The organism is Bacillus sp. NPDC057893 (assembly GCF_042796455.1).
GTDB lineage: Bacteria > Bacillota > Bacilli > Bacillales > Bacillaceae_G > Bacillus_A.
Genome location: NZ_JBHVNG010000007.1, coordinates 51,897 through 77,088 on the forward strand (window position 1 = coordinate 51,897; position 25,192 = coordinate 77,088).

Here is a 25,192-nt window from a genome sequence, read left to right on the forward strand (position 1 = left end):
GAATATCGCTTGAAATATTTTATTTACTTTATTGTTATCGTAGCGTTTTTAGATACATTTTCACAATTACCTATTATGAGTACTTTCGCTCAAAGCCTTGGAGGAACACCTCTTGTTATCGGGCTAGTTGTCGGCATGTACTCATTCGCTAATATGATCGGTAATATTATTGCTGGAGCGGCTGTCGATAAATTTGGTGCAAAAAAAATCCTTTATATAAGCATGGGAATTACGAGTTTCATAGTCTTGTTATACACCGTTGTTCAAAGTGGTGAACAACTATTAGTTGTGCGCTTTATGCACGGTTTTAGTGACGGATTTTTAATTCCTGCTGCCTTTACATTTTTATCAAAGCAAACAAATTCAGCAAGGCAAGGTAAAGCAATGGCTCTATCTGGTGCTGCTGTTGGAACAGCGGCAATCGTAGGACCTGCTTTCAGCGGCATTATGAAAGCAACAGCTGGTATAGAGTGGGTGTTCATTACCATTTCTATTTTAATGGTCCTTGGTACAATCGTATCTCTATTCTTCTTACCAAATAACGTATCAAGGAAAGATACATCAAGAACACAAATGATGAACAAAGAAGATATGATTGAACTATTGAGATCTGAACCATTATTACAAGCATATATTGGTGCTTTCACACTAATGTTCTCACAAGGGATTGTCACGTATATGTTACCAGTAAAAGTTGAGGCGTTAGCACTTAAAGCATCTACAACAGGCATGATGTTAAGTGTATTCGGAATTACCGCTATCCTCTTCTTTTTACTACCAACAAATCGCATTTACGATCGATTTAATCGTTCAAAACTAATGCTAATCGGGATTGCAGTAATGGCACTAGCGTTATCTTTACTCGGATTATTTGCAACAAAAGGCATGCTCTTTATCGTTATGATGATTTATGGAATTGGATTCGCTATCCTCTTCCCAGCAATTAATGCTTTACTTGTTGAAAATACGACAGATGGTAACCGAGGGAAAGCATTCGGATTGTTTTATGCATTCTTCTCGTTAGGAGTTGTTGCTGGCTCCTTTACAGTCGGAGCAATCGGAGCATCTCCTAGCGCTAGCTTTGTTATCGGAACAGCATTCTTATTAACATTTGCCGGAATGATTTATGTAAGAAGCAAAGTAAAAAAGACAATGATGGGTTAATTCCATCATTGTCTTTTTTAAAATGCATATTGATATAATCCGTAATATAACGGAAAAGTTGGGATAATGCCAATTAATTTAAATATAAAAGGTAATGGCTCATCTTTCTCTTCATATAATCGTAAAACAAAAACTGCAGTTAAAGTCCAAATGATGCTAAACACAAAGATGCATTGCCAAACGATCGGCGTCAATATTTGTACATCAAAAACAAATCCAAATAGTCCTATCCATGTAATAATAGACACTACAAAATCAAACTTTTGAATCGGTGTTTGAAACATCCCTCTTACTAACGAAGTAATAGCTAATATCGCTACAATTACTAAATAAATTTTCCACAACATAATGATAATCTCCTATTCAATTCAACTTTTAACTTTCAACAAACCATATTTAATGAATAATATGGCATTATATTTTTCATAGAAATAATACAACGGATAACAAAATAAGAAGAAAATAAGTACGGTTGGTACATGATCTACAATAGAAAAATGTTTTCCTAGCAATTCTTTAATACTCTCTCCAATAATAATAAACAGTGGGATAATACAAATTGCCGCTAATATTAAACATGGTGTTATCCTCATTTCTTTCAGCTTTACCTTACAATGCGGACACCTTAATGAAAAAGGATGTGGGATATCGATAATATGTTGTGCAGTAATAATCTCTTCACATTGTGGACATGCAATTGTTTCTTTCATTTATAACTCACTCCTTTCTGTCATTAAAAAGGAGTTCTATCCAATAGAGCTCTTTTTTCGCCTAATATATTACTTTTGTGTATAGCCAAATAACAATGTAAATAAATTGCACTGTAAAAGCAATGCTACATCTCTTCTTTTAAAAAGAAAGTTTATAAATACCAACGATACTTCGACAATTTCCTCGGAAATATTTCCTTTCCCCACATAATTTGATACACTACACATAGATAAACAGTTGTATTACACAAGCTAAAATAATAACTTAATGTACAAAAATAAAAGCACACTCTTCATATGAAGAATGTGCTTTTATTTTATTAACGTCTAATCCAAACAGCACCTGCGGACTTATCATCTGCTTGTCCAACAACTTGGAATTTAAGTCCAAGGTTTGGAACTTTTCGTCCCGCATCAGCAATTTGTTTATTACTGTATACTTTTGAATCATCAAACGTTGTAACACCTTGTAATCCAGTATAATTAAACTGTCCTCGTGTAAATGAATTCATACTCCATGAAGGTGTTTGATCAAACGAAAATGCAGCATCTGCAATTTGAATTCCAGTATTACCGTATGCTGGTTTCCCGCCTAAATTTCCAACAATCGCTTCTGGATGAGAATCTACAACACCAAGGAAGCCTTCACCTGGATGCACCCCAACCCAGTTATCTTTGAAACTATCATCTGCATACCAAACGACAAGACCTGTATTATACACCGGACCTTTTCCCGCTTTTAATCCATTATCTGATCCAGCATAGTTTCTCCACTCTAGATAATAATAATGAGGTTTCTTTTCTGTCCCATCAGAAACAACGAATCCAGTTAACTTCATTTTCGATTGTCCTTCTGCATCATCTGAAAATACTACTTGTCCATCAACTGTTACATTGACATTATCCATTGCGAAACCTTTATATGTTAAAGCTGGATCTGTAATATAGTCGAATTGTAGTTTAACTTTCTTCCCTTTAAATTGACTTAAATCGTATGATTTATCAATCCATTTCCCATCTGTTGTATCTTTATCATCTTGTACTATCTTTTCTCCTAGTCTATCAATTAATGTTTTCGTTCCATCTTCAGTTACAGCATGTACTTCGATGAAATCACACTCTGCTTCTAATTCATAGTTTGCTTTATAATCAAACTTAGCATTTGTTCCCTTCGTTAAATCGAAGAACGGTGTTTCTAATGTCGTATGCATATCATCGCCTCTTGTACTATAATATGCATGCTTTCCAAATCCAGGTTTAATCGTTTCAATACTCTTATCTGGTAAGTTAACACGTACAACACCTGGACGATTTGATTTCGTAACACTTTGATCAATATATGTAGGAATTCCTACACCACGCTTAATTTTATCGTAATCTACTTCTAAAATTTTCGCCCAATTTCCACCCATGTTCTTTTGCAAAAAGTCTTTATTTTGTGGTGAAAAACTTGTTGGCTCTGTTCCTGCAATCTTTCCTGTCCAACTACCACCACTCATTAATGACCAAGCTTCAACAGGAGATCCATTTCCTGTGTATTTCGTATCATATTCATCTGGTAAACCAAGGTCATGTCCAAATTCATGTGCAAACACACCTACTGCACCGTCTTCTGGTTCAATTGTGTAATCATGCGCTGCTACTTTTCCACCAAAGTAATCTACCTTTGATTTTGTCCCTTCAATCGCTACTGGATCTGTAGCTAATTTTGAACGATGTGACCAAATTGCATCATCACCTAACTTACCACCACCAGCTTCTTGACCAACACCAGCATGAATTACCATTAAATGATCAATTACACCGTCGGATTCATTTTGATTACCATCACCATTTGTATCATATCTGTCAAATTGATCAAATTGAGATAAATCTAATCCCTTTTCAGCTGCTGCATTTAAAGCTTCCTTTACTAAATCACGTGCGCCTTTTGGTCCTTTATTATCATGACCACTACTGCCATCAGCACCGTAATCAGCAGCTTTTCCTGGCACAGTTAGCCACTCCGTTACATATCCGTCTGTCGTATAACTACCACCAGACTGCTCTTCATAGTATTGTTTAAATGTTTTTACTTTCGAACCATCAAATAATGTGTAAGGTTCATTACCAAATAGCATTTTTTGATAATGTTCTCTACTAAAATCTTTCGAATACATATAACCTGGTGTTTGCTCAATATTATTATGTTTATAATCACTAAATTCAACGAGTAACACTAACACTTTATCATTGCGGACAGGTCCACTATATGGAGCTTGTTCCGCTTTAGAGGTTGGAACTTTCCCATCTAATTGCTTTTTATTTGGCTCTGGCTTTTGCTCAGGGCTAACATTTTTTTCAGCTTTCTTTACTTTTTCCTTTTCTTCCATCTTTTTCTCTTTTACCTTTTTCACGAAATCAGATGCTTCTTTTGCCGTATCCTCTGGAAGAATTTCTTTATTTACCTGATCCCCTTGTTTCTTTTCAATATATTGCTCTACAGCCTTTTTTGCCTCTTCTTTAGACGATGCTGGATTAATTGTTCCTCTTTCTTTCAACGCTTCCGCTAAACGATCTTCTTGAATTAAATTATGATCAATTGGCGTTGTAGACATACTTTCTTTTGCTGGCGTTTCTGCATATGCTAACGGAGCACTCATTACAGATGTGCATCCGATGATTGTCGCAATTGCTAATGACGACAACACTTTAAATGGTGTTTTTCTTCTCATTGTATTTCTCCCCTTTTACAAATCTTAAAATTCTGATAATAGAACATAAACTAACCGCTATCCTCCCTTATATAAAAAAGACATAATTCTATAAACGATAAACCTTCTGTTATAGAATCATGCCCTCCAGTTTTCTGGTCAGACCCTCTATTTTTTTATCCCGCTATTTGCGGGCAGTAAGACTCCCACCTCAAAATTCGGCGAATGCGAGGAAGTTAGGTGGTAGATAATTGCCCGTAAACGCCCGATTGGTGAGGGCTGATAATCAGTGGGGGATGGACACCCCCCCCATTGATTAAAGTTTCACTTTATATCGAAATATAAAAAATAAAGAGTGATTTGTATATATTAAATAGCTTATATTAAAAATTTAAAAGACAATATGCAAAATTGCATGAAAATTCCCTTAAATAAAAAAAGAACCCTAGTCAATTAAACTAGGATTCTCGATTTCATATTATTTCTCTTGTGTTTTTTCCCAATCAGCTAAGAATTTCTCAATTCCTTGATCTGTTAATGGATGCTTAACTAATGAAGCAATTACGTTTGCTGGGATTGTTGCAATATGTGAACCGTTTAATGCTGCTTCTGTTACGTGAACGCTGTGACGTACAGATGCTGCAATGATTTCTGTTTCAATGCCGTGAATTGCAAAGATTTCTGCGATTTGACGGATTAAGTCCATACCGTTATGACCGATATCATCTAGGCGACCTAAGAAAGGTGAAACATATGTCGCACCAGCGCGAGCTGCAAGTAATGCTTGAACTGCTGAGAATACTAATGTAACGTTTGTACGAATTCCTAAATCTGAGAATGCTTTTACTGCTTTTAAGCCTTCTGTTGTCATTGGAACTTTTACAACAACGTTTGGAGCGATTTTTGCTAACTCTTTTCCTTCTTCAATCATTTTATCAGCTTCTAAGCTAATTACTTCTGCACTTACAGGTCCTTCAATAAAGCTGCAAATTTCACGAATACGCTCATGGAAATCTACGCCTTCTTTTGCTACAAGTGATGGATTTGTCGTTACTCCAGCTACTACACCTAATGCATTTGCCTCTTTAATTTCGTTAATGTTTGCTGTATCAATAAAAAATTTCATTTGTTATTCTTCCTTCCTAATTTTCATTTTATATTTATTTATTTTTTCTTAATAAGCTCTAATTCAATCGGAATAAATTTGTCCACTTTTTTACCTTGTGTTATTTCTTTTGCTGTTTCCATCGCCTTCTCTCCGATTAATTCCGGTTTTTGAGCGACTGTTGCTGCCATGCGCCCATCTTTAACCGCTTTTACAGCATCGTCCGTTGCATCAAACCCAACAACGACTACATCCGTTTTACCAGCAGATTTCAATGCCTCAAGTGCACCTAATGCCATTTCATCGTTATGAGCAAACACTGCTTTTATATCGCTATTCGCTTGCAAAATATTTTCCATAACGGATAATCCTTTTGCACGATCGAAATCAGCTGCTTGTTTTGCTACTACTTTTAAAGACTTATCAGCTACGTTATGGAATCCTTTCCCACGCTCACGAGCAGCAGACGATCCAGGGATTCCTTCTAACTCAGCGACATTTGTTCCTTCACCAACTAATTCCCGAATGTAATCACTAGCCATTTGACCACCTTCTACATTGTTGGAAGCTATGTGAGAAACCACTTTACCTGAATTTGCAACTCGGTCTACTGTAATAACAGGAACATTGGCTGCATTGGCTGCACTTACCGCTGAAGCAACAGCATCTGAGTCGGTTGGATTAATAACAACTACATCGACACCTTTTTGAATTAAATCTTCAACATCGTTTGTTTGCTTCGCTGCATCATTTTGTGCATCAACAGCAATTAATTCAATGCCACTATCTTTTGCTTTCTTTTCTGCACCTTTTTTCAACGTGACGAAAAATGGATTATTTAAAGTTGAAACAGAAAATCCAACTTTAATAGTTTTATTTCGACCTTTATCGCCAGAATCCTTTGCCCAATCTGGTGGTTCCATTGAACAACCAGCAGTAACTACCATGATGCATGCAACGAGTATCAGTAACCCTTTTTTCATGAATTGCCCCTCCATTACGCTTCTTTTCGACGATCAATTAGTACAGCTAGTAAGATTACAAGTCCTTTTACAACTTGTTGGAAGAAAGAAGATACACCTAATAAATTTAAACCGTTATTTAGTACACCAATAATAAGCACACCGATGAATGTACCAACAATCCATCCTCTTCCACCTGAAAGACTCGTTCCTCCTAACACAACTGCAGCAATTGCATCTAATTCGTAAGAAGTACCAGCAGTCGGCTGTGCAGAATCTAATCTTGATGTTAAGACAATACCTGCAAGCGCTGCTAAAGTTCCGGAAAGACCGTAAATCATTACTTTAATTCTCGTAACATTAATACCTGATAAAGCTGCCGCTTCTTCATTTCCACCAATCGCAAACGTACGGCGACCAAACGTTGTTTTCTTTAAAATAAAGTACAGTACTGCAAAAGCGATCATCATTGTAACGGCTGGCACAGGAATACCAAGGAAATAACCACGGCCAAACATTTGGAACATTAAATGATCACCAAGACCAGTGATCGGACGTCCGTCCATATAAACAAGCGTCAACCCGCGAAAAATAGTCATTGTTGCTAAAGTTGCAATAAAAGGAGCTACTTTTCCCTTCGCAATAATGATACCGTTTACAATTCCCATTACAAGACCTGCTAATAATCCAACTGCCATTGCAAGGAACGGATCCATGCCACTTGCCATTATTCCGGCAACAAGTGCACTTGATAATGCTAAAATAGAACCTACCGATAAGTCAATACCCCCTGTTAAAATAACGAAGGTCATTCCAAATGCAATGAGTGCATTAATCGATACTTGGCGCAGTATATTAAATAAATTTGGAATTTCAATAAATGCTGGATTTAGAGCTGTAATCACTACGATAATTAATACTAACCCGATTAAAGAACCGAGTTGTTGTAATACATTCCCCTTCTTAGCCATATCTTACTCTCCCCCTGTTGCTAGTGCCATAATAGACTCTTGTGATGCCTGATCTTTCTCTAAAATACCACCGATTTTCCCTTCATGAATGACGAGAATACGATCACTCATTCCTAAAACTTCTGGAAGCTCCGACGATACCATAATAACGGCATCTCCTTGCTCGGTAAGCTTATTCATTATAGAGTAAATTTCTTTTTTAGCCCCAACATCTACACCTCTCGTTGGTTCATCTAAAATGAGTAACTGCGGATGAATACCTAGCCATTTTGCAATTACAATCTTTTGCTGATTTCCACCAGAAAGAGATTTTACCGCTTGCTCTCCGCTTGCTGCTTTCACATTAAGAAGCTTCATCATATCCTCTGTAAATTGACGTTCTAAACCTTTATTAACAACGCTTCCCTTTGAAAGACTTTCTAAATTTGGTAAAGCTAAATTTTCACGAATCGAAAAATCTAACACAAGCCCTTCAGATTTTCTATCCTCTGTAATAAAGGCAATTCGTTGTCTAATCGCATCAATTGGACTATCAATTTTCACTTCTTGTCCATTCATAAAAATTTGTCCTGAATCAAGCGGTTCATATCCAAATATCGCTTTCATAATATCCGTGCGACCAGCTCCCATCAAGCCGGCAACACCAAGGATTTCGCCTTTTCTAACTTGAAACGAAACATTTTCAAATTTCCCCTTTTTCGTTCCGTTACGCATTTCAAAAATCACTTCGCCAATTTGAATATTTCGTTCTGGATAACGTTCACCAATACTGCGGCCCACCATCATGCTAACTACTTCATCAAATGAAGTTTCTGGAATTAATTTTTTCCCTACGTATTCTCCATCACGCAAAATCGTAATGGCATCACATATTGAAAAAATCTCTTCCATCCGGTGTGAAATATAAACGAACGAAACGCCCTCTTTACGCAATTTATTAATAACAATAAACAGTGTTTCAATTTCGCGATCTGTTAATGCTGCTGTAGGTTCATCCATAATAATAACGCTCGCATTTGTCATTAATGCTTTAGCAATTTCAATAATTTGCTGTTGTCCAACTGATAATTCACCTGCTAGCATAGCACCTCTCACATGTAGACCAAGATCTGCCAATTGTTGCTGGGCAATCGCATTCATTTGACGCGTACGTAAAATGCCCGTTTTCCCATACATTAACTCTTTTCCAAGAAACATATTTTCAGCTACCGTTAAATTCGGTAATATGTTCAACTCTTGATGGATAAATGCAATACCGTACTCTTCCGCTTCTTTCGCATTTTTAAAAGTTCGTTCTTGTCCATCAATTGTGACTGTTCCACTGTCTTTTTTATATACACCTGTTAGAATCTTCATGAGCGTCGATTTCCCCGCTCCATTTTCCCCCATCAATGCATGGACTTCTCCTGTTTCAATCATAAACTGTGCGTTTTTTAGAACAGGATTACCACTGAACGCTTTTGAAATGTTCTTCATTTCAATATGCATTCTCATCACATCCCTTTATTAAAAAATCACGCCGGCATGTAAAATAACATTCGCATAAGGCGTTGCTTCTCCTGTACGAATAATCGCCTTCGCTCTCTTTGTATACTCTTTAAATTCCTTATGAGACACATATTCAAATGCTGGCTCTATTAAACGCATCTCAACTTCTTTATTTACCACCGCATTATTCATAATGACTTCTTCTGCTAACGTCACTTTCTCAATTGCCATATCATCAGCAACTACTTGTAATACGTCTAAAAAGCTAGGCTTTCCAATTTCAACTGCTAAATCAATTCGTTTTACTCCATCAGGAATAGGTAACCCGCAATCAGCAATTACAATCGTATCTGTATGTCCAAGTGAAGCAAGGACTGCCGCAATTTCACTATTTAATACACCGTGCTTTTTCATCCAACAATCACCTGCACTTCACGTACTCTATCTCTCGTTGGCATACCGCCCTGTGCCCCAAGTTTCGTTACAGAAAGACCACCAGCAATATTTGCGAAACGAATAGCCTTTTGAAGTGTTTCTCCTTCAGAAAGCGCAACTGCTAACGCGCCATTAAATGTATCACCAGCTCCAGTCGTATCTACTACATCTACGGCAATACTTGAAACTTGAACAACTTCCGTTCCGTTATGGAAACGAACACCATTAGAACCTTCTGTCATCAGTAGTTTGTTTGGATATTTAGCCAGTAAATCTTCAATTGGTGATGTGAAATCATTTAATACAATGCGACATTCATGCTCATTCGGCGTAATATAAGTCGCTTTTTCTAAAATATCTTCTGATAAGATTTGTGCTGGAGCTGGATTCAACATAACTGGAATTTTGTGCTCCTCACAAATAGCCAGAACGTATTTTACTGTTTCAAGTGGAATCTCTAGTTGAAGAACAACCATATCTGCTTTTACAAGAAGGTCTTTTGAACGATCTACAATCGACTCATTTACAAAAGCATTTGCTCCTTGTACGACAACAATGCTGTTATCTTCTTCTGCTAAAACGATATGAGCGATTCCTGTCGTTCTATCTGTAACCGGTACCACATAGTCGATAAAAACGCGTTCGTTCTCTAAATTTTTTCTAACTACTGTTCCGTAATCATCATTTCCTACTGCACCAACCATCGCTACATTTGCTCCTAATCTAGCTGCAGCTACTGCTTGGTTGGCCCCTTTCCCTCCTGGGATCGTATGAAATGCTTCACCAATTACCGTTTCGCCTGCTTTCGGCCGTATTTTTGAAACAGCCACTAAGTCCATTGAAATACTACCTACTACTGCAATATTTGGCATCTGTCTCATCTCCTTACTTCGTCGTATTTCGTTCTATAATTTCAATCGGTAAACGATAGTGTTTCTCTTCTAATGGATTTCCTTCCATCTGCTCTAAAAGCAACTCTGTTGCAATTTTCCCCATTTCATAAATTGGCTGTGCAACAGTTGTAATAGATGGATACATCATTTCTGTTAAAGAAATTCCATCGAATCCGATAATTTGTAAATCGTCTGGAATAGAAATTCCTTTTTGAAGTGCAGCCTTTACAACACCGATTGCAATTAAATCATTCCCAGCAACAATTCCATCAATATGCGGATATTCTTCTAATAATTCCACCGCGACCTGTTCACTATTAGCTGGATCGAATGTACTCTCTGCAATCATATAAGAAAGATTATTTTGCGTAATAACGTCTACAAAACCTTCAAAACGTTCATTAGCTGTGCTCACATCACGCGGTCCACGAATATGTGCAATATGTTTACACCCTTTGTCTATTAATAACTTTGTCGCCGCCTGGCTCCCTGCATAGTTATCTGCATATACAGTAGGAATGCGCTCATTAAACATACGGTCAATCGCAACAACTGGAATAGATAAATTCATGTAATTAACACTATTTTGTGGATTCGTTGCCACAATAAACCCGTCCACATTATTTTGTCTAAGCACATCAATGTATTGTTTCTCTTTTTCTAAATTTTCATCAGAGTTACAAAGGACAACTGTGTAACCTTGCTTATGTGCTACATCTTCTACGGCACGTGCAACTTCTGGAAAGAATGGATTCACGATATTTGGAACAACTAAGCCAATTAAACGAGATTTTTTATTGTATAAAGATCGTGCTACTGTACTAGGCTTATAATCTAGCATTTCAATTGCTCGCTCTACTTTTTTTAATGTATCCTCATGAACATATCCATTTTTATTTAACACTCTGGAAACGGTCGCAACAGATACCCCTGCTAATTTTGCAACGTCTTTAATCGTACTCATTCTCTTTTCTCCTCATTTCATGTAACCGTTTACAGAAAATAATATAACGCATTTATAAAAATACGTCAATCATTTCTCACTAAAAAGCTTTTAAGGTTATACTCAAAAAAAGCACCGCCATAAGGCGATGCTTTTTCATTATGAATATGATACAGTTTGTTCTTTCTCTTCTACAGCAGGCTCTTCTGCAGCTTTTTTACGATCAGATAGTTTAATCTTCTGTAAGAAAATCGTAAAGATTGCACCTACTACGATAAATACTAATCCTGTTAAAAATACAGTATGAAGCGAATCCACCAAAGAACTTTTCAAAACCGGTACGATACTGTTAGAAAATGCTTCTGGCATTTGTTTTAATGCCTCTGGACTAAAGAGCATAGAATATAAACTCTGTGGATCTGTATGAATCATATCTTTCAATTTTGTTACCATTTGTCCCGCTTCTTTTGGGAATGTATCTAATACAGGTACTAATTTATTTGTTAACGTTGTACCTGAAGTGTTATTCATAATTGATCCTAAAATTGTAATCCCAAACGTTCCACCGATTTGACGGAAGAATTGACTTGATGATGTTACAACACCAAGATCTTTTTTCGGGAAGCTTTCTTGTAATGCTAATGTTAATATCGGCATAACAAGACCCATTCCTAAACCGATAATCATCATATAAGAAGTAGCGGTAAGCTTAGTTGTGTGCATATCCATCGTTGTTAATAACCAGAAACCACTAGCCATAATAAGCATCCCTGTAATAATTTGTGGTTTCACACCAACTTTTAATACAAGTTGACCACCGATAATACTCATAACGATCATTGTGATCATCATCGGTGTCATAATCGTTCCTGATTCAGCAGCACTTACGCCTACAATTCCTTGCATAAAGAACGGTACGAACATAATTGCTCCAAACATTCCGATACTCATAAAGAAACCGATCGCATTCAGTAGTGTAAATGTGCGGTTTTTAAAGAAGTGCATCGGTAAAATTGGTTCTTCAGCCTTCGTTTCAACAATAACAAAGCTAACAATACCAATGGCAGCTAGTGCAAATAACCCGATAATTTGCCAAGAACCCCATGCATAATCTTTCCCGCCAAACGTTAACGCAAGTAATAAACTTACAACACCGAGAATCATCGTGAAGATTCCAGCGATATCAATTTTAATTGGTCCTGTTTGTTTATGTGCTTTTAATCCCATTGCAATAAAGATTGTCGCTAAAATACCAACTGGTAAGTTAATATAGAATACCCATCTCCAGTCCACTGCGTCTACAATCCAACCACCAACTTGTGGTCCAATTACAGAGGCAAGACCATATAGAGCTCCAAAAATACCTTGCCATTTAGCACGTTCTTTTCCCGTGAACATATCTCCGATAATAATCATAGCCATTGGCATCATAATACCGCCACCAAGACCTTGAATACCACGGAAAATAATTAATTCTGTCATACCGTTTGCCATACCACATAACGCTGAACCAGCCATAAAGATAATTAATCCTGCTATATATACGTTACGACGCCCAAGTAAATCCGCTAATTTACCTGCAATCGGTACAACCGTTGTTGATGTTAACATGTAAGCTGTTGTTAACCATGTCATTAAACTTAATCCGCCTAGCTCACCGACGATACGCGGCATTGCTGTACCAACGATTGTTCCGTCCAATGCAGCAAATAGCATTGCGATTACTAAACCGATTAACAACAACTTTCTATTCTGATTTTCTTGTTGCTCCATGTAATCTCCTCAATTCCTCTTAGTTTTTCTCTTTTTTCTCTTGTGTCCCGCAAATAATTGTTTCTAGCTTTTCAAAGAGGCGTAACAAATCTTCCCTCTCTTGTAATTCTAAGTGTGAGAAGTATTTTGCAATATGCTCATTACGAGCCGCCATCGCTTCTTCTACTGCAGCTTTCCCCTTTTTCGTTAGCTCAATGATAACAACGCGGCGATCATTATCGTCGTGATAGCGCTCTACTAACCCATGATCAATTAAACGATCAATCATTACTGTAATCGCGCTCGGTTTCACGTACATTTTCTCCGCCAATTGTGTCGCTCTTGAAGCTCCGTAATGATCTAAAATCTTTAAAATATAAAACTGCGGTGGTGTAAGTCCTGATGCTTGCATTTGTTCTAATAGCTCTGTTTGCATTTTCTTTCCTATAGCGAATGTAAGAGCTTGAATCTTATCAATATGAGTCATATCATTTGGCATGTTATCCACCTCTTATTTAAGCAATAAAATATTTAACGTATTTAAATATTAATCCCACAAACAAAATACGTCAACAACTTTCTTTATAAAAACGTTTACATTTTTGTCGCAAAGTTGTATAATTTTCGTCGAAGTTAATATTGACAGTCACGGAGAATCGGAGTATACGGCTATGAATCATAAAAAAGGGAACTTTTTTATATTTCATAGCCTTTTTGTGTTCTCTCTGTCTTAAAACGCTTCGAATTAATTAGGGGAGGATTTTCATTTTATGTTTTTCACACAATTATTTAAACCTGCGCCCCACGCAGAACGCTTACCTACTGATCGCACTGATAGCGAATACCGTAAATTGCGTTTACAAGTATTCTTAGGTATCTTCATCGGTTATGCGGGTTACTACTTTGTTCGAAAAAACTTTTCACTCGCAATGCCATACTTAATCGAACAAGGCTTTAGTAAAGGGGAACTTGGAGTTATCCTTTCAGCAGTATCTATCGCTTACGGATTAAGTAAATTTCTTATGGGTATCGTATCCGATCGTTGTAATCCTCGCTACTTTTTAGCAGCTGGGCTATTTTTATCCGGTATCATTAATATTATTTTCGGCTCATTTTCTTTCATTACAACGAGCATTATACTTATGTTTGTACTTCAGTTTTTAAATGGATGGGTACAAGGTATGGGATGGCCTCCTTGTGGCCGTACGATGGTTCACTGGTTCTCCGTTAGTGAACGTGGTACAAAAATGTCTATTTGGAACGTCGCTCATAATGTCGGCGGCGCGCTTATGCCTTCTCTCGTTACATTAGGCTTATATTTCTTTGCAAATGACTGGAAAAGTATATTTTACTTCCCAGGTATTCTTTCAATTTTAGTGGGTATTTATGTATTAATTACGATGAGAGATACACCTCAATCTTGCGGATTACCTTCTATTGAAGAACACACTGGGGAATATCCATCAGATGAAAAAGTAGCGGACCGTGAACGCGAGCTTTCGGTAAAGGAAATTTTATTTACATACATATTAAACAATAAGTTTTTATGGTACATCGCTATCGCTAACGTTTTTGTTTATTTCGTTCGTTACGGCGTTGTAGACTGGGCTCCTACTTATTTAGTAGAAGAAAAAAGCTTTACTCATAGTAGCTCACGTACAGCTTATGCTCTATACGAATGGGCTGGTATTCCAGGTACACTTCTTTGCGGATGGATGAGTGATAAACTATTTAAAGGGCGCCGCGCACCTGCTGGTATTTTATTTATGGTCGGTGTATTCATTGCCGTTCTTGTTTACTGGCTAAATCCTCCTGGTAATCCAATGGTTGATAGTATCGCACTTGTCTCAATTGGATTTTTAATTTACGGACCTGTTATGTTAATTGGTCTACACGCTCTTGACTTAGCACCAAAGAAAGCTGCTGGAACTGCAGCAGGCCTAACTGGCTTCTTCGGTTACTTAGGTGGAGCAACTTTCGCTAGTGCCGCTATGGGCTTTATCGTAGATGCATTCGGATGGGACGGCGGATTCATTTTGCTCCTTGCTTCTTGTGTGCTTGCAATGTTCTTCCTTGCTCTTACTTTAAATACAGGATCTGCTAAATCAAAAGAAGTTTAAACAAAATATAATGTGTAGAAAAATAAACATAAAAATAGCTCTCAGCATTTACTTACATGCTAAGAGCTATTTTTTATTTATCGTTCTTCTCTTGCTATTTATATTAATCATTTCCCTTCTATTCATACGATTAAAACATTTGCTGAAACATCTTTATTAAAACAGCTAACATAACAGATCCAGCAAATCCACCTAAACAAATTAAACTTACCCCTTGGCTATAAGACAAATTTTGAAATGATTTCATACCTTCCATCCTCCCTATATCCCCTTTGATATTTTTATTGTATCAATGGGAAAAATTTCATAACATCGATTTCGCTGACAACTAACTTACAAATTTGTAAGTTAACATTTTTTAAAACTTATATATATTCTGTCCACATTCTCCCTCTTAATACATCAAAAAAGACCTCGAATTATATCAAGGTCTTGCTTACATCACAGAATATCTCACTCAATTTATTTTATCCCGCTATTCGCCGGGCAGTAAGACCCCCACCTCAAAATTCAGTGAAAGCAAAGAAGTTAGGTCGGGGATGAACAACCCCCCCACTGATTAAAGCTTCACTTTATAATCATCACCGGGCATTTCACACGTTTTGCTATTTTATGACTTACACTACCAAGCACCATTTCTTGCAGTGTATTTAGCCCTCTACTCCCAGCAATAATAAGATCTATATCTCCTGTATTTACATATTGAACAATCGTATCTCCTGGATCGCCATGTAGAATCGTAATTTTGTAGGAAATGTTCTCTTTCTTTAATAAACCCTCAATCTCTTTTAATTTATCTTTTCGACTAGCTGATATTGTTTCTAAATCCGTTTGTCCTTGTATAATATCTGACTTTGCCGTTCTATTATCTACTACGTACACAACTTCAACATGTGTTTCTTCGTTAAATTTCGCAATATATGTTGCATGCTCGGCTGCTCGAAGTGCATGTTCAGAACCATCGCATGCTAATAAAATTTGTTTGTACATATGCTGAATCCCCTTTTCGTTATCCTACTCGTATTATAATACAAAAGCCCCCTTTTTTGTCTTTCAAAAAGGAGGCATAGTTAACTACGTAAATCCCAATTCACCTTTCAGCATATACATTACTGCTTTATAAAATAAAATTAACCCGTACTCATTTCTTCTCTCTGTTTTAACTCGGCACGAGGCAAAACAAGGGGCTGACCGTTTCTACGCATGGCTAGAGGCTCTCTTCCAACAAAAAAAGATTGCATTCCTTTTCTTTAACTAGCAATTCTCTTATTATAGGTGGCTAAATTTGAAACAATCTTCGAGCTTCGTTCATTTAACCCTGTAATCCTTACTTTCACACCGTTCTGTTCATACTTCATTATAACTTTATCAATTGCCGCTACTGCTGAATCATCCCATACGTGTGCGTTAGTAAAGCTCATCTCAATTTCTTTCACATCTTCATTGTATGAAAAAGCATTTATATACTCTGCCGTAGATGCGAAGAATAGTTGGCCGTGAATTTCGTATATTTTCTTATTTTCAATATACAAATGTTTCACGTGAATCTTTGCCATATTGAATGCAAATAAAACTGCACTAATTATCGTTCCGATAATTACACCTAATCCTAAATTATGTGTAATTAGGACAATCACAACTGTTACGATCATAACAAAAGCATTCCCTTTTGGGACTTTATGAATCGTCGCTACAGAGTTCCAATCAAACGTCCCAATCGAAACCATAATCATAACTGCAACTAAAGCTGCCATCGGAATATGAACAACGTAATCACCTAAAACAAATAGCAATACGATTAAAAAACCGCCGGCTACAAGCGTCGATAATCTCCCTCGACCACCTGATTTAATATTAATAACAGATTGTCCAATCATTGCACATCCTGCCATTCCTCCGAAAAACCCAGCAACAACATTCGCAATCCCTTGCCCACGTGCTTCCTTATGTTTATTACTTTCGGTATGTGTCATATCGTCTAAAACCGATGCCGTTAATAATGACTCTAGTAAGCCGATAATTGCAAGCATAACTGCGTATGGAAAAATAATACCTAATGTCTCAAGTGTAAACGGCACATCAGGAATGCTAAAGAACGGTAATTCTTTCGGTAAGCTTCCCATATCCCCTACTGTTTTTAACTGTAATCCGCTCATAAGTGCAATGCTTGTCACAATAATAATTGAAATAAGTGTAGACGGAACAGCCGTCGTAATACGTGGAAATAAATATATAATTGCAAGTCCTAATGCGACAAGTGCATACATTTGCCAAGTTACATTTTTAAAATGTGGCAGTTGTGCTGTAAAAACTAAAATTCCAAGTGCGTTTAAAAAACCACTCATAACAGATTTAGGAACAAACTTCATAAATGAGCTCAGCTTGAACACTCCAAAAATAATTTGAACAATACCTGTTACTATTGTCACAGCAAATAAATATTGCAAACCGTGATCTTTAACGAGCGTCACCATTAATAATGCCATTGCACCTGTTGCAGCTGAAATCATCCCAGGTCTTCCACCAACAAATGAAATTGTAACTGCAATACAAAAAGCGGCGTATAATCCAACGGTCGGATCCACACCCGCAATAACAGAGAAAGCTATCGCTTCAGGAATTAATGCTAAAGCAACGACAATTCCTGATAGTACGTCCCCTTTCACATTAGAAAACCATTCATTTTTTATCTTTTGAAACAAGCTACCACCCTCTACTCTTTTATCATTTGATTCTCTCCGTAAGAAAATCTAGGCCGACTGCACGAAGGCTATTATATAACGAGCAAAGGATGTTGTGCTATGTAAAAGCTTCCTAAAGAAAAGGCGCTACCTTAGCAGCGTCTTTTCTCATTTCATTAATGTCCACCGTGACCTTGACCACTTTCCTGAACAATCTCTAACCTCTCATCCAATATACCTTGCGTTTCAAATGAAATATCACTAGTACTTCCTAATAGGAAACCATGGTTATACGGTCCAAGTGTTGGGTCATCCTTAAACTTCGGTTGAATCGTAGCAAGGAAGTCATAAACTTGTTGTGAAGCTTTTCCTTCCTCAAGCAAAACAACAGGGGCATGTTTACCCATATGTGAAAACGGTGCTCCCGCAATTGCTAAGTCTGGTGTTTTACTCGAAACAAACGACAAACCGTGACCTGGTTTTGTGAACCCCCAGCCAAATTTCGTTTTTTTATCTTTAAATTTCACAAATGCAACCGAATTTTCTGTTGGATTCTCTCCACTAATACGTGTTACTTTTCCGTATTTACTTAACTCTTTTTCTACTTCTTTTGAAATGATTTTTTCTGGTCCTAATACATATATATTTGCTTTATCTTTTCTCATTTTTAATGCCTCTATTGTCGCTTCTGGCACCTTATCTTTTTCTGTATATAAAAGTGGCTCTGGCATATGAGAAATCCAATTTACAACTGGTGTTGTATATAAACGCCCTTCATCTTCAGACGAACCGATAATAACGCTATTTGGATAATTCCCTGTTATATCGGCATATTCTTTATCAACATCTTTGGCAAATTTAGCTGGATCCGTTTCTTTTATTTGCTTTACTTTATATTCTTTTAATTGCTCTAGGCTAGATGCCCCTACATCCCCCATCACCATAATTTGCGTTCCATCTTTCGTTCCGAGCGGATTTAATCGTTTTATTTCTTTTAACGTCATTTCGGGTACCTTTTCTTTTTCTATAAATAAAATCGGTCCGTTATTCGGATGATGAATAAGATCCGCACTTGCAATACCTAATTGCCACTCGTTCACTGGCACTAAAATAATAGCGCCTGGCTGATTCTCTTTATGCGTTGCTGGCCATATCGTTTGCGAAGTTAATACTGCCATTTGCAGAGGATCATTTGTATTTAATCTCGTTACATTTTTTAAACTTGTCGTTAATAAATCATTCGATGCACCTTGATTCATTTCTTTCGGCGCAGTTACCTCCTGATTCATTTTCATTTCCTTTTGCTCTGTTTTCTTCTCTTCTGTGGGTTCATGATTTTTATGATTTGTGTTCGTTTGCCCACATGCCGCAAGACCGACTGTCGCAATTATTGTTATCCCAAAAATCCGGGTCATCTTTTTCACTATATCGCCTCCGTATTAATCGTTTTCGAGCCAATATTATTACCTAAAATGGAATTTCAACTTTACAATAACAAGCAATTCTGAAGAAATTATGCAGATGCATTATAATCTGCACCATTTCTTCATGATTTTGACTTACAATTTAAGTAATAACTACAAATGCGGAGGTACTCTATGATCGATATACTACTCGTAGATGATGAACCGAGAATGCTTGAATTATTAACACTTTATCTTACTCCAATCGGATACAACTGCGTATGTGCAGTGTCCGGAGAAGAAGCTATTTCACATATAGAAAATCGAAACTTCAAATTTATTTTACTCGATATTATGATGCCGAAGATGGATGGATGGGAAACGTGCAAAAGAATTCGATCATTTAGTAACGTTCCTATCATTATGGTAACTGCTCGTGATCAAACGGTAGATATCATCCAAGGGTTAAAACTTGGAGCAGATGATTACGTGACGAAACCATTCCACGAAGAAGAGCTCTTTGCAAGAATAGAAGCTGTTTTACGCCGAACGAATCAGCGTACGCAAATCCAATATCAAGGCATTTTATGGGATGAGGCCAAGCATTTCGTTTCTGTCTATAATGAAGAAATTCTTCTCACACCAATCGAATTCTCTTTACTCGGATTATTTTTACGTCATGTGAACTACGTATTAAGCCGTGATCAGCTCATTGAACGAATTTGGGGTTTAAATACAAATACAGAAGATAGAACAGTCGATTCACATATTCGTAATTTGCGTGATAAATTACGAAAAGTAAATTTCCCTATTGATCACCATTTAAAAACTGTATATGGAGTAGGCTATAGATGGATTGATACACTATATTAAGGAGAAAAGCGATGAAGCGAATTTCTATTCAACTCGGATTTTATTTTCTAATTGTTACACTTTTAATCGAAAGTGTTCTATTTGTCTTGCTCTATTATAGCCTTGTAAACAATAGAGTAAATGAAGAAATGACTGCTTTATTAAAGCGTGGAAATAGTCACCGAGATGTCCTTGAAAAATATTTTGACAGGCAAACAATCTCCCATGTTGCTTTAATGGAATCCGAAGCTGAAACAACTGTTATTATTACAAATGCAAATAAGGAAATACTAGCTAAATCCAATGAAATAAATACTACTATAAAAAAACATATTGAAGGAATGCAAACACGAACAGATCATGATGGAGCAATTATAGAGAATCATTGGAAAACATCTAATTATATATGTACAGTTAGCCCAATTGTAGTGGCAGGAAAAACGGAAGGCTATGTATATATGTTTCTCGGGACGGAATCAATCGAAGAAATGGTTAACGGGCTCACACGGCAATTCATTATCGCTGGAGTCATTACTTTCCTATTAACAGCCATCACCATTTTTCTATTATCACGTTTGTTAACAAAACCATTGTTACACATGAAACAAGCGACTGAAAAAATGAGTAAGGGCGATTTATCCGTTTCATTAACAACTACTCGAAATGACGAAATTGGTGAACTAGCACAATCTATCCAAACTCTCGCAAATGATTTACATTATATGAAAACAGAGCGAAGTGAATTTCTAGCAAGTGTTGCTCACGAATTACGAACACCATTAACGTACGTAAGAGGTTATGCTGACATTGCATTAAAAGAAAACACACCCCCAGAGCAACGTTTACGATACTTATCCATTATAAAAGACGAGTCTGATTATATTACAAACTTAGTCCAAGATTTATTTTCACTCGCTCAAATGGAAAAGCATAACTTTTTCATTCAAGTACAGGAAGTGCATTTACACCCCTTCCTTACTCGCATAGCCGAAAAAATAAACGCGATGTATAAGGAAAGACACATTAAAGTTTCTTTCACTTGTCCTCCTTCACTGTTAGTAAACTTGGATGAACAGCGATTCGAACAAGTTGTAGTGAACATTTTAAATAACGCTTATAGACATTCCAAGGAAGATTCTCATATCAATATTTCTGTTACAGAAGAACATAAACGTATTTCCATCAACATTGAGGACGAAGGTGAAGGCATTCCGCCCGAAGACCTCCCTCACATTTTTGATCGCTTTTATCGTGTTGATAAAGCAAGAACACGAGCTACAGGTGGGACCGGTTTAGGGCTATCTATCGTAAAGGAAATTGTAGAGCTACACGGTGGGAATATTACAGTCACAAGTGAGGTTGATCATGGGTCTTGTTTTATAATTTCATTACCATCTATAAAGAAACACGACTATCATCAATAGTCGTGTTTCTTTATCATTTTACTTTATAATATAAATTTACAAATTGCCCAAAACGTTTCGTATCCGTTAAAGTTAAATTAATTTCCGGATTCTTTTCTTTAAATAGCGGAATACCAGAACCTAATATGTGAGGTGTAATCGTAACAACATATTCATCAATTAGATTATTCTTAAAGAACTCTCTCAGTAGACTCCCTCCACCGACCATCCATATTTTAGATCCTTCCTGCCCTTTCAACCTTTTGGTAAACTCCGCAACATCTTCATTTACAAACTCTACATGTCCGTTTGAACCTTTTTCTGAATTAGAAAACACGTAACATTTTTTATCTAAGTACGGGGATGTTTCTGTATGCTCTACTACATAATCGTACGTTCTCTTTCCCATAATTATCGTATCAATTGTTTCGTACATTTCTGTATAACCGTTGTCTCCCTCACCTTCTGTTGCCATTAACCACTCTAAATCATCATCTTCTTTCGCGATAAATCCATCTAAGCTCGCTGCAATAAATAAAACAATTTCACGTGACATATCTTTTCCTCCTTACAGCTTCTATTGATAAAATCGTCTTATAAGCACTATACTAACCATAAAACATGACAACTTATGTCATGTTAAAAAAGAAAAAGGTGATATCCTTGTCAAAAGCAAAACGTTTACTAGACATTCTTATATTTGCTTCTGCGAAAAGAAAATTTACAGCTCAAGAAATAGCTGATGAATTTAATATTTCCGTTCGTACGGTCCATAGATATATTTTAGATTTAAGTGATATGGGATTACCCATTTACGCTGAACAAGGTCGTAATGGGGGATATAAAGTATTAACAAGCAGCATGCTTCCCCCCATTTTATTTACCGAAGAAGAAGCGGTCTCCATCTTTTTTGCTTTCCAATCTTTAAGCTACTATCGTAACTTGCCTTTTAATACAGAAATCAATTCTGTTACTCATAAACTGTATAGCTCTCTACAAAATGATGCGAAAGCTAAAGTTGATAAAATACGTTCTTATATCGCTTTTTGGAATCCGAAGAGAACAATTGAGACAACTTTTTTAAACGAAGTATTAACAGCGGCTATTGAAAATAAAAACTTACACTTTCAATACGAGTCTAAATCGGGGATTAAAACAAAACATGTTCATCCTATCGGTGTATATGCTCACGACGGTTTATGGTATTTGCCATCCTATGACTTTAGTAGAAAAAAGGTATTACTGTATCGCGTTGATCGTATTCTTTCTATATTATCAACAGAAGAAAATAAAGATACGTTCATGAATTTAGAAGAATGGTTCGAATCTAACTCTAACGTAGTACACACTCCTATCCAATTACATGTTTTATTAACGACAGAAGGCGTGCGCCAATGTAAAAGCGTTCCTTACCTTGAAGAATTCGTGGTAGTAAACGAAGATGGGACAGGATATATAGATTCAACAATTGATAAAGGTGAAATTAATTTTATTACGCCTCTATTTTATCGGCTTGGAAAAGATGCACAAGTTTTAGAACCGAGAGAATTAATAGATGGTTTACGTATACGTGCGAAAGAAATTTTAAATATGTATGAAAATTAAAAAGCTGCTAAATATAAGCAGCTTTTTAGTCTAGTTGTTCCTATTATGTTTACTATTGACGAATATCGAACCACCAACGATATTCCGCATTCATATTTTCAGTGCCCCCATTCCCCCTGTAATGGAAAGCATCAAGAAAGATTGAATCTAGTTTATCCTCATCTACAAAATAACCTAAGTTAACTTTTACTGTTTCCCCTGGTGTGATACTGCCAATATTGTAAAAGCTTTTCCCATCTCCGTGAGGTTCTAAATAATCAACTTCGCCTGTCATAATATTTTTTTCTGCAATTCCATCTTTCCCAGCATAATTCCATACATTTCCTTTACCTTTAAGCACTTTTATGGATGGATGCATATAAATTTCTTCTGTCTCCTGTTTACCTATATTTTTCACTGTTGTTGTCAGGTAGACAAATTTAGGATGAATTAATTTTGACTCTACTAATTTATCAATTGAATCTTTACCATTTCCAACTTTATATTCATCCCGTCTATATGGTATCAATTGTCCCGCTTGATCCAAAGCTTTATTCTTGCTTAGTTTATCTAGTCCAAGTTCATTAAAGTTCTCTTGTTTAAAATCTTTGATTGAATCAAAAACTTCAACTTTTTCTATAACATATTCAATTTGGCTCTGATCCATAGATATCGTTACTGGAACCTTTTGCCCTATATGAAATAGTCGTTTGCTATCTTTTTTCAAAGGAATAACCTTAGTTTTTTTAGGTTCATCTGCTTGGCTAAAATACTTTTTATCATAATCTGCTATATGTGATGCCTTTTCTTTTGATGTGGGCTCAAGTGAAATGTTCCCTAACACATCCATCATTTGTTGTTCGTTTATATCTGATCCAATAAAACTTTCTAACATAATCCCTTCTTTCTCAAAAAAGAGAAAGACCTTCCTATCAAACATTACATTGTTGTTTCCAGTTTCTTTATGAACAATTACTGCTTTCCTGCCATTTATCTCTTTTTCTTCATAGCTTTTTGAATATAAAGTTTGAAAGTCCGCATTTTCCCCCACTCTCCAAAGAGCAAATGAAAATCCACCCATTGCGTCGTTATCTTTAAATGAATATTTCATAGCAGAGTCATCAATTGCTTCCATATTTTCTGGTAATTTACCAACTTTCAACTTATACCACTTATCAATATTTTTCGATTCCTTATTCGTTACTGAAACATTTACTTCGTAATTTTGTTTTTGAACAATCATATTATAGACTTTTACTGCACCAAAAACGGTTGTCGGCATACCAATCAATAAACAGGCCGCAGCGATTAACATACGATGTCTTTTACGCTTTGTCTGTGGTCGCTCGCCTTTCAGCTTCATTTCCTCCATAAACAATTTCTTTTTGTGCGTATATGTATGTGAAAATTCATGTTGTTCTTCGAGTGTATCAAAATCATCTACAGCAATCTTTTCAGCAAGGTCATACATTTCTTTGGAGTTCTTTGAATTCGTCATTTTGTATACCTCCTATAATATTTTGTACTCGTTTTCGAGCGCGCTCAAATTGCTTGCGGACATTAGCCTCGGTTATCCCCATTACACTTGAAATCTCTTGATACGTTAAGTTATAGAAGACTTTATACTTAAACACCTGTCTGTTAGACTCATTTAACTCTTTTAGCAATGTATCAATTTGAACCTCAGACATTAGACGTTTTTCCCACTCTTCAATATTTTCATCTGCTACGTCTGTTGATTCTCTTTGATATTCTTCTAAAAATGTTTCATGTCGTTTATTTTTCCGGTAGCTATCAATCGCTTTGTTTTTTGCAACCCTCAAAATGTATCGTTTAAGCTCTTGAGTGTTCAAACTATGGAGCTTTTCCAAATTCTTATAAAGTGTAATAAACGTCTCTTGAACTGCATCTTCAGCCTGCTGAATATTATTTAAAATAGAATAAGCTACATAATAAATTTTTTGTTCATACAACTCGTATAGCTCTTCCATCTTTTCGTAATCTTTGTTTGTAACTTTCATATAATTCCTCCT

General features: G+C 36.4%; 24 protein-coding genes. 5 read left to right on the forward strand and 19 right to left on the reverse strand.

Going from position 1 to position 25,192, the window contains the following annotated elements; genetic code table 11:
• Window positions 1–9 precede the first annotated feature (9 nt).
• On the forward strand, window positions 10–1,164 hold the full coding sequence (locus ACFVQC_RS23780; RefSeq protein WP_002114139.1) for an MFS transporter: 1,155 nt from the start codon (window positions 10–12) through the stop codon (window positions 1,162–1,164).
• A gap of 17 nt (window positions 1,165–1,181) precedes the next feature.
• Here the strand turns inward: ACFVQC_RS23780 and ACFVQC_RS23785 are convergent, their stop codons facing one another.
• The 12 genes from ACFVQC_RS23785 to ACFVQC_RS23840 all read right to left on the reverse strand — a co-directional run bounded on the left by ACFVQC_RS23785 (window position 1,182) and on the right by ACFVQC_RS23840 (window position 13,615).
• Complete coding sequence (locus tag ACFVQC_RS23785) at window positions 1,182–1,511, reverse strand: hypothetical protein (RefSeq protein ID WP_002159283.1); 330 nt, start codon at window positions 1,509–1,511, stop codon at window positions 1,182–1,184.
• 21 nt (window positions 1,512–1,532) lie between these two features.
• Window positions 1,533–1,874, reverse strand: coding sequence for a hypothetical protein (locus tag ACFVQC_RS23790; protein WP_002201770.1), 342 nt, complete (start codon window positions 1,872–1,874; stop codon window positions 1,533–1,535).
• 320 nt (window positions 1,875–2,194) lie between these two features.
• Window positions 2,195–4,588 carry a M6 family metalloprotease immune inhibitor InhA2 gene (gene inhA2 / locus ACFVQC_RS23795; protein WP_377890063.1) on the reverse strand — a complete coding sequence of 798 codons (2,394 nt, stop codon included), beginning with the start codon at window positions 4,586–4,588 and terminating at the stop codon, window positions 2,195–2,197.
• 457 nt (window positions 4,589–5,045) lie between these two features.
• Window positions 5,046–5,693: a fructose-6-phosphate aldolase gene (gene fsa / locus ACFVQC_RS23800; protein ID WP_000667669.1), complete on the reverse strand. Its 648-nt coding sequence runs from the start codon at window positions 5,691–5,693 to the stop codon at window positions 5,046–5,048.
• Between the two features lie 38 nt (window positions 5,694–5,731).
• Window positions 5,732–6,655, reverse strand: coding sequence for a ribose ABC transporter substrate-binding protein RbsB (rbsB, locus tag ACFVQC_RS23805; protein WP_377890065.1), 924 nt, complete (start codon window positions 6,653–6,655; stop codon window positions 5,732–5,734).
• 14 nt (window positions 6,656–6,669) lie between these two features.
• Window positions 6,670–7,605 carry an ABC transporter permease subunit gene (locus tag ACFVQC_RS23810; protein WP_377890067.1) on the reverse strand — a complete coding sequence of 312 codons (936 nt, stop codon included), beginning with the start codon at window positions 7,603–7,605 and terminating at the stop codon, window positions 6,670–6,672.
• A gap of 3 nt (window positions 7,606–7,608) precedes the next feature.
• Window positions 7,609–9,093: a ribose ABC transporter ATP-binding protein RbsA gene (gene rbsA, locus ACFVQC_RS23815; RefSeq protein ID WP_377890070.1), complete on the reverse strand. Its 1,485-nt coding sequence runs from the start codon at window positions 9,091–9,093 to the stop codon at window positions 7,609–7,611.
• An 18-nt stretch (window positions 9,094–9,111) separates the two neighbouring features.
• Window positions 9,112–9,507, reverse strand: a complete 396-nt coding sequence (gene rbsD, locus ACFVQC_RS23820) for a D-ribose pyranase (RefSeq protein ID WP_002204437.1) — start codon at window positions 9,505–9,507, stop codon at window positions 9,112–9,114.
• Window positions 9,504–10,400 carry a ribokinase gene (gene rbsK, locus ACFVQC_RS23825; protein ID WP_377890073.1) on the reverse strand — a complete coding sequence of 299 codons (897 nt, stop codon included), beginning with the start codon at window positions 10,398–10,400 and terminating at the stop codon, window positions 9,504–9,506. The genes rbsD and rbsK overlap by 4 nt, the downstream gene beginning before the upstream one ends.
• A 13-nt stretch (window positions 10,401–10,413) precedes the next feature.
• Entirely contained in the window at window positions 10,414–11,385 is a 972-nt protein-coding gene (gene rbsR, locus ACFVQC_RS23830) for a ribose operon transcriptional repressor RbsR (protein WP_113937912.1), read from the reverse strand.
• Window positions 11,386–11,523: 138 nt separating this feature from the next.
• On the reverse strand, window positions 11,524–13,137 hold the full coding sequence (locus ACFVQC_RS23835) for an MDR family MFS transporter (protein ID WP_002114116.1): 1,614 nt from the start codon (window positions 13,135–13,137) through the stop codon (window positions 11,524–11,526).
• A 19-nt stretch (window positions 13,138–13,156) separates the two neighbouring features.
• The gene (locus ACFVQC_RS23840; protein ID WP_264540095.1) at window positions 13,157–13,615 is read right to left on the reverse strand and encodes a MarR family winged helix-turn-helix transcriptional regulator; all 459 of its coding nucleotides are present in this window, start codon (window positions 13,613–13,615) and stop codon (window positions 13,157–13,159) included.
• A gap of 271 nt (window positions 13,616–13,886) precedes the next feature.
• On the opposite strand from ACFVQC_RS23840, the gene glpT reads away from it, so the two are divergent.
• Window positions 13,887–15,236, forward strand: a complete 1,350-nt coding sequence (gene glpT, locus ACFVQC_RS23845; protein ID WP_377890076.1) for a glycerol-3-phosphate transporter — start codon at window positions 13,887–13,889, stop codon at window positions 15,234–15,236.
• A 130-nt stretch (window positions 15,237–15,366) separates the two neighbouring features.
• On the opposite strand, the gene ACFVQC_RS23850 is transcribed toward glpT, so the two are convergent.
• The 4 genes from ACFVQC_RS23850 to ACFVQC_RS23865 form a co-directional block, all read right to left on the reverse strand.
• Window positions 15,367–15,483, reverse strand: coding sequence for a DUF4027 family protein (locus tag ACFVQC_RS23850; RefSeq protein ID WP_002125236.1), 117 nt, complete (start codon window positions 15,481–15,483; stop codon window positions 15,367–15,369).
• 320 nt (window positions 15,484–15,803) lie between these two features.
• Window positions 15,804–16,226: a universal stress protein gene (locus tag ACFVQC_RS23855; RefSeq protein ID WP_002010593.1), complete on the reverse strand. Its 423-nt coding sequence runs from the start codon at window positions 16,224–16,226 to the stop codon at window positions 15,804–15,806.
• Window positions 16,227–16,486: 260 nt separating this feature from the next.
• Window positions 16,487–17,938, reverse strand: a complete 1,452-nt coding sequence (locus ACFVQC_RS23860) for a SulP family inorganic anion transporter (RefSeq protein WP_377890080.1) — start codon at window positions 17,936–17,938, stop codon at window positions 16,487–16,489.
• Window positions 17,939–18,093: 155 nt separating this feature from the next.
• Window positions 18,094–19,341 (reverse strand): cell wall-binding repeat-containing protein, encoded by a 1,248-nt coding sequence (locus ACFVQC_RS23865; protein WP_377890082.1) that lies wholly within the window; start codon window positions 19,339–19,341, stop codon window positions 18,094–18,096.
• Between the two features lie 174 nt (window positions 19,342–19,515).
• Between ACFVQC_RS23865 and ACFVQC_RS23870 the strand changes: the two genes are divergently transcribed.
• Window positions 19,516–20,193, forward strand: coding sequence for a response regulator transcription factor (locus ACFVQC_RS23870; protein WP_377899431.1), 678 nt, complete (start codon window positions 19,516–19,518; stop codon window positions 20,191–20,193).
• Window positions 20,194–20,204: 11 nt separating this feature from the next.
• A complete protein-coding gene (locus ACFVQC_RS23875; protein ID WP_377890086.1) occupies window positions 20,205–21,596 on the forward strand; it encodes a sensor histidine kinase in 1,392 nt (463 codons plus the stop codon).
• A gap of 13 nt (window positions 21,597–21,609) precedes the next feature.
• Here ACFVQC_RS23875 and ACFVQC_RS23880 read toward each other — a convergent pair whose 3' ends face one another.
• Window positions 21,610–22,131, reverse strand: a complete 522-nt coding sequence (locus ACFVQC_RS23880) for a dihydrofolate reductase family protein (protein WP_377890088.1) — start codon at window positions 22,129–22,131, stop codon at window positions 21,610–21,612.
• 65 nt (window positions 22,132–22,196) lie between these two features.
• On the opposite strand from ACFVQC_RS23880, the gene ACFVQC_RS23885 reads away from it, so the two are divergent.
• Window positions 22,197–23,180, forward strand: coding sequence for a helix-turn-helix transcriptional regulator (locus tag ACFVQC_RS23885; protein WP_377890090.1), 984 nt, complete (start codon window positions 22,197–22,199; stop codon window positions 23,178–23,180).
• 52 nt (window positions 23,181–23,232) lie between these two features.
• On the opposite strand, the gene ACFVQC_RS23890 is transcribed toward ACFVQC_RS23885, so the two are convergent.
• Together ACFVQC_RS23890 and ACFVQC_RS23895 are read right to left on the reverse strand one after the other, a co-directional pair.
• Complete coding sequence (locus tag ACFVQC_RS23890; RefSeq protein WP_377899432.1) at window positions 23,233–24,657, reverse strand: DUF4367 domain-containing protein; 1,425 nt, start codon at window positions 24,655–24,657, stop codon at window positions 23,233–23,235.
• The gene (locus tag ACFVQC_RS23895; RefSeq protein WP_377899433.1) at window positions 24,623–25,180 is read right to left on the reverse strand and encodes an RNA polymerase sigma factor; all 558 of its coding nucleotides are present in this window, start codon (window positions 25,178–25,180) and stop codon (window positions 24,623–24,625) included. Before ACFVQC_RS23895 ends, ACFVQC_RS23890 begins: the two co-directional genes overlap by 35 nt.
• Window positions 25,181–25,192: the final 12 nt, after the last annotated feature.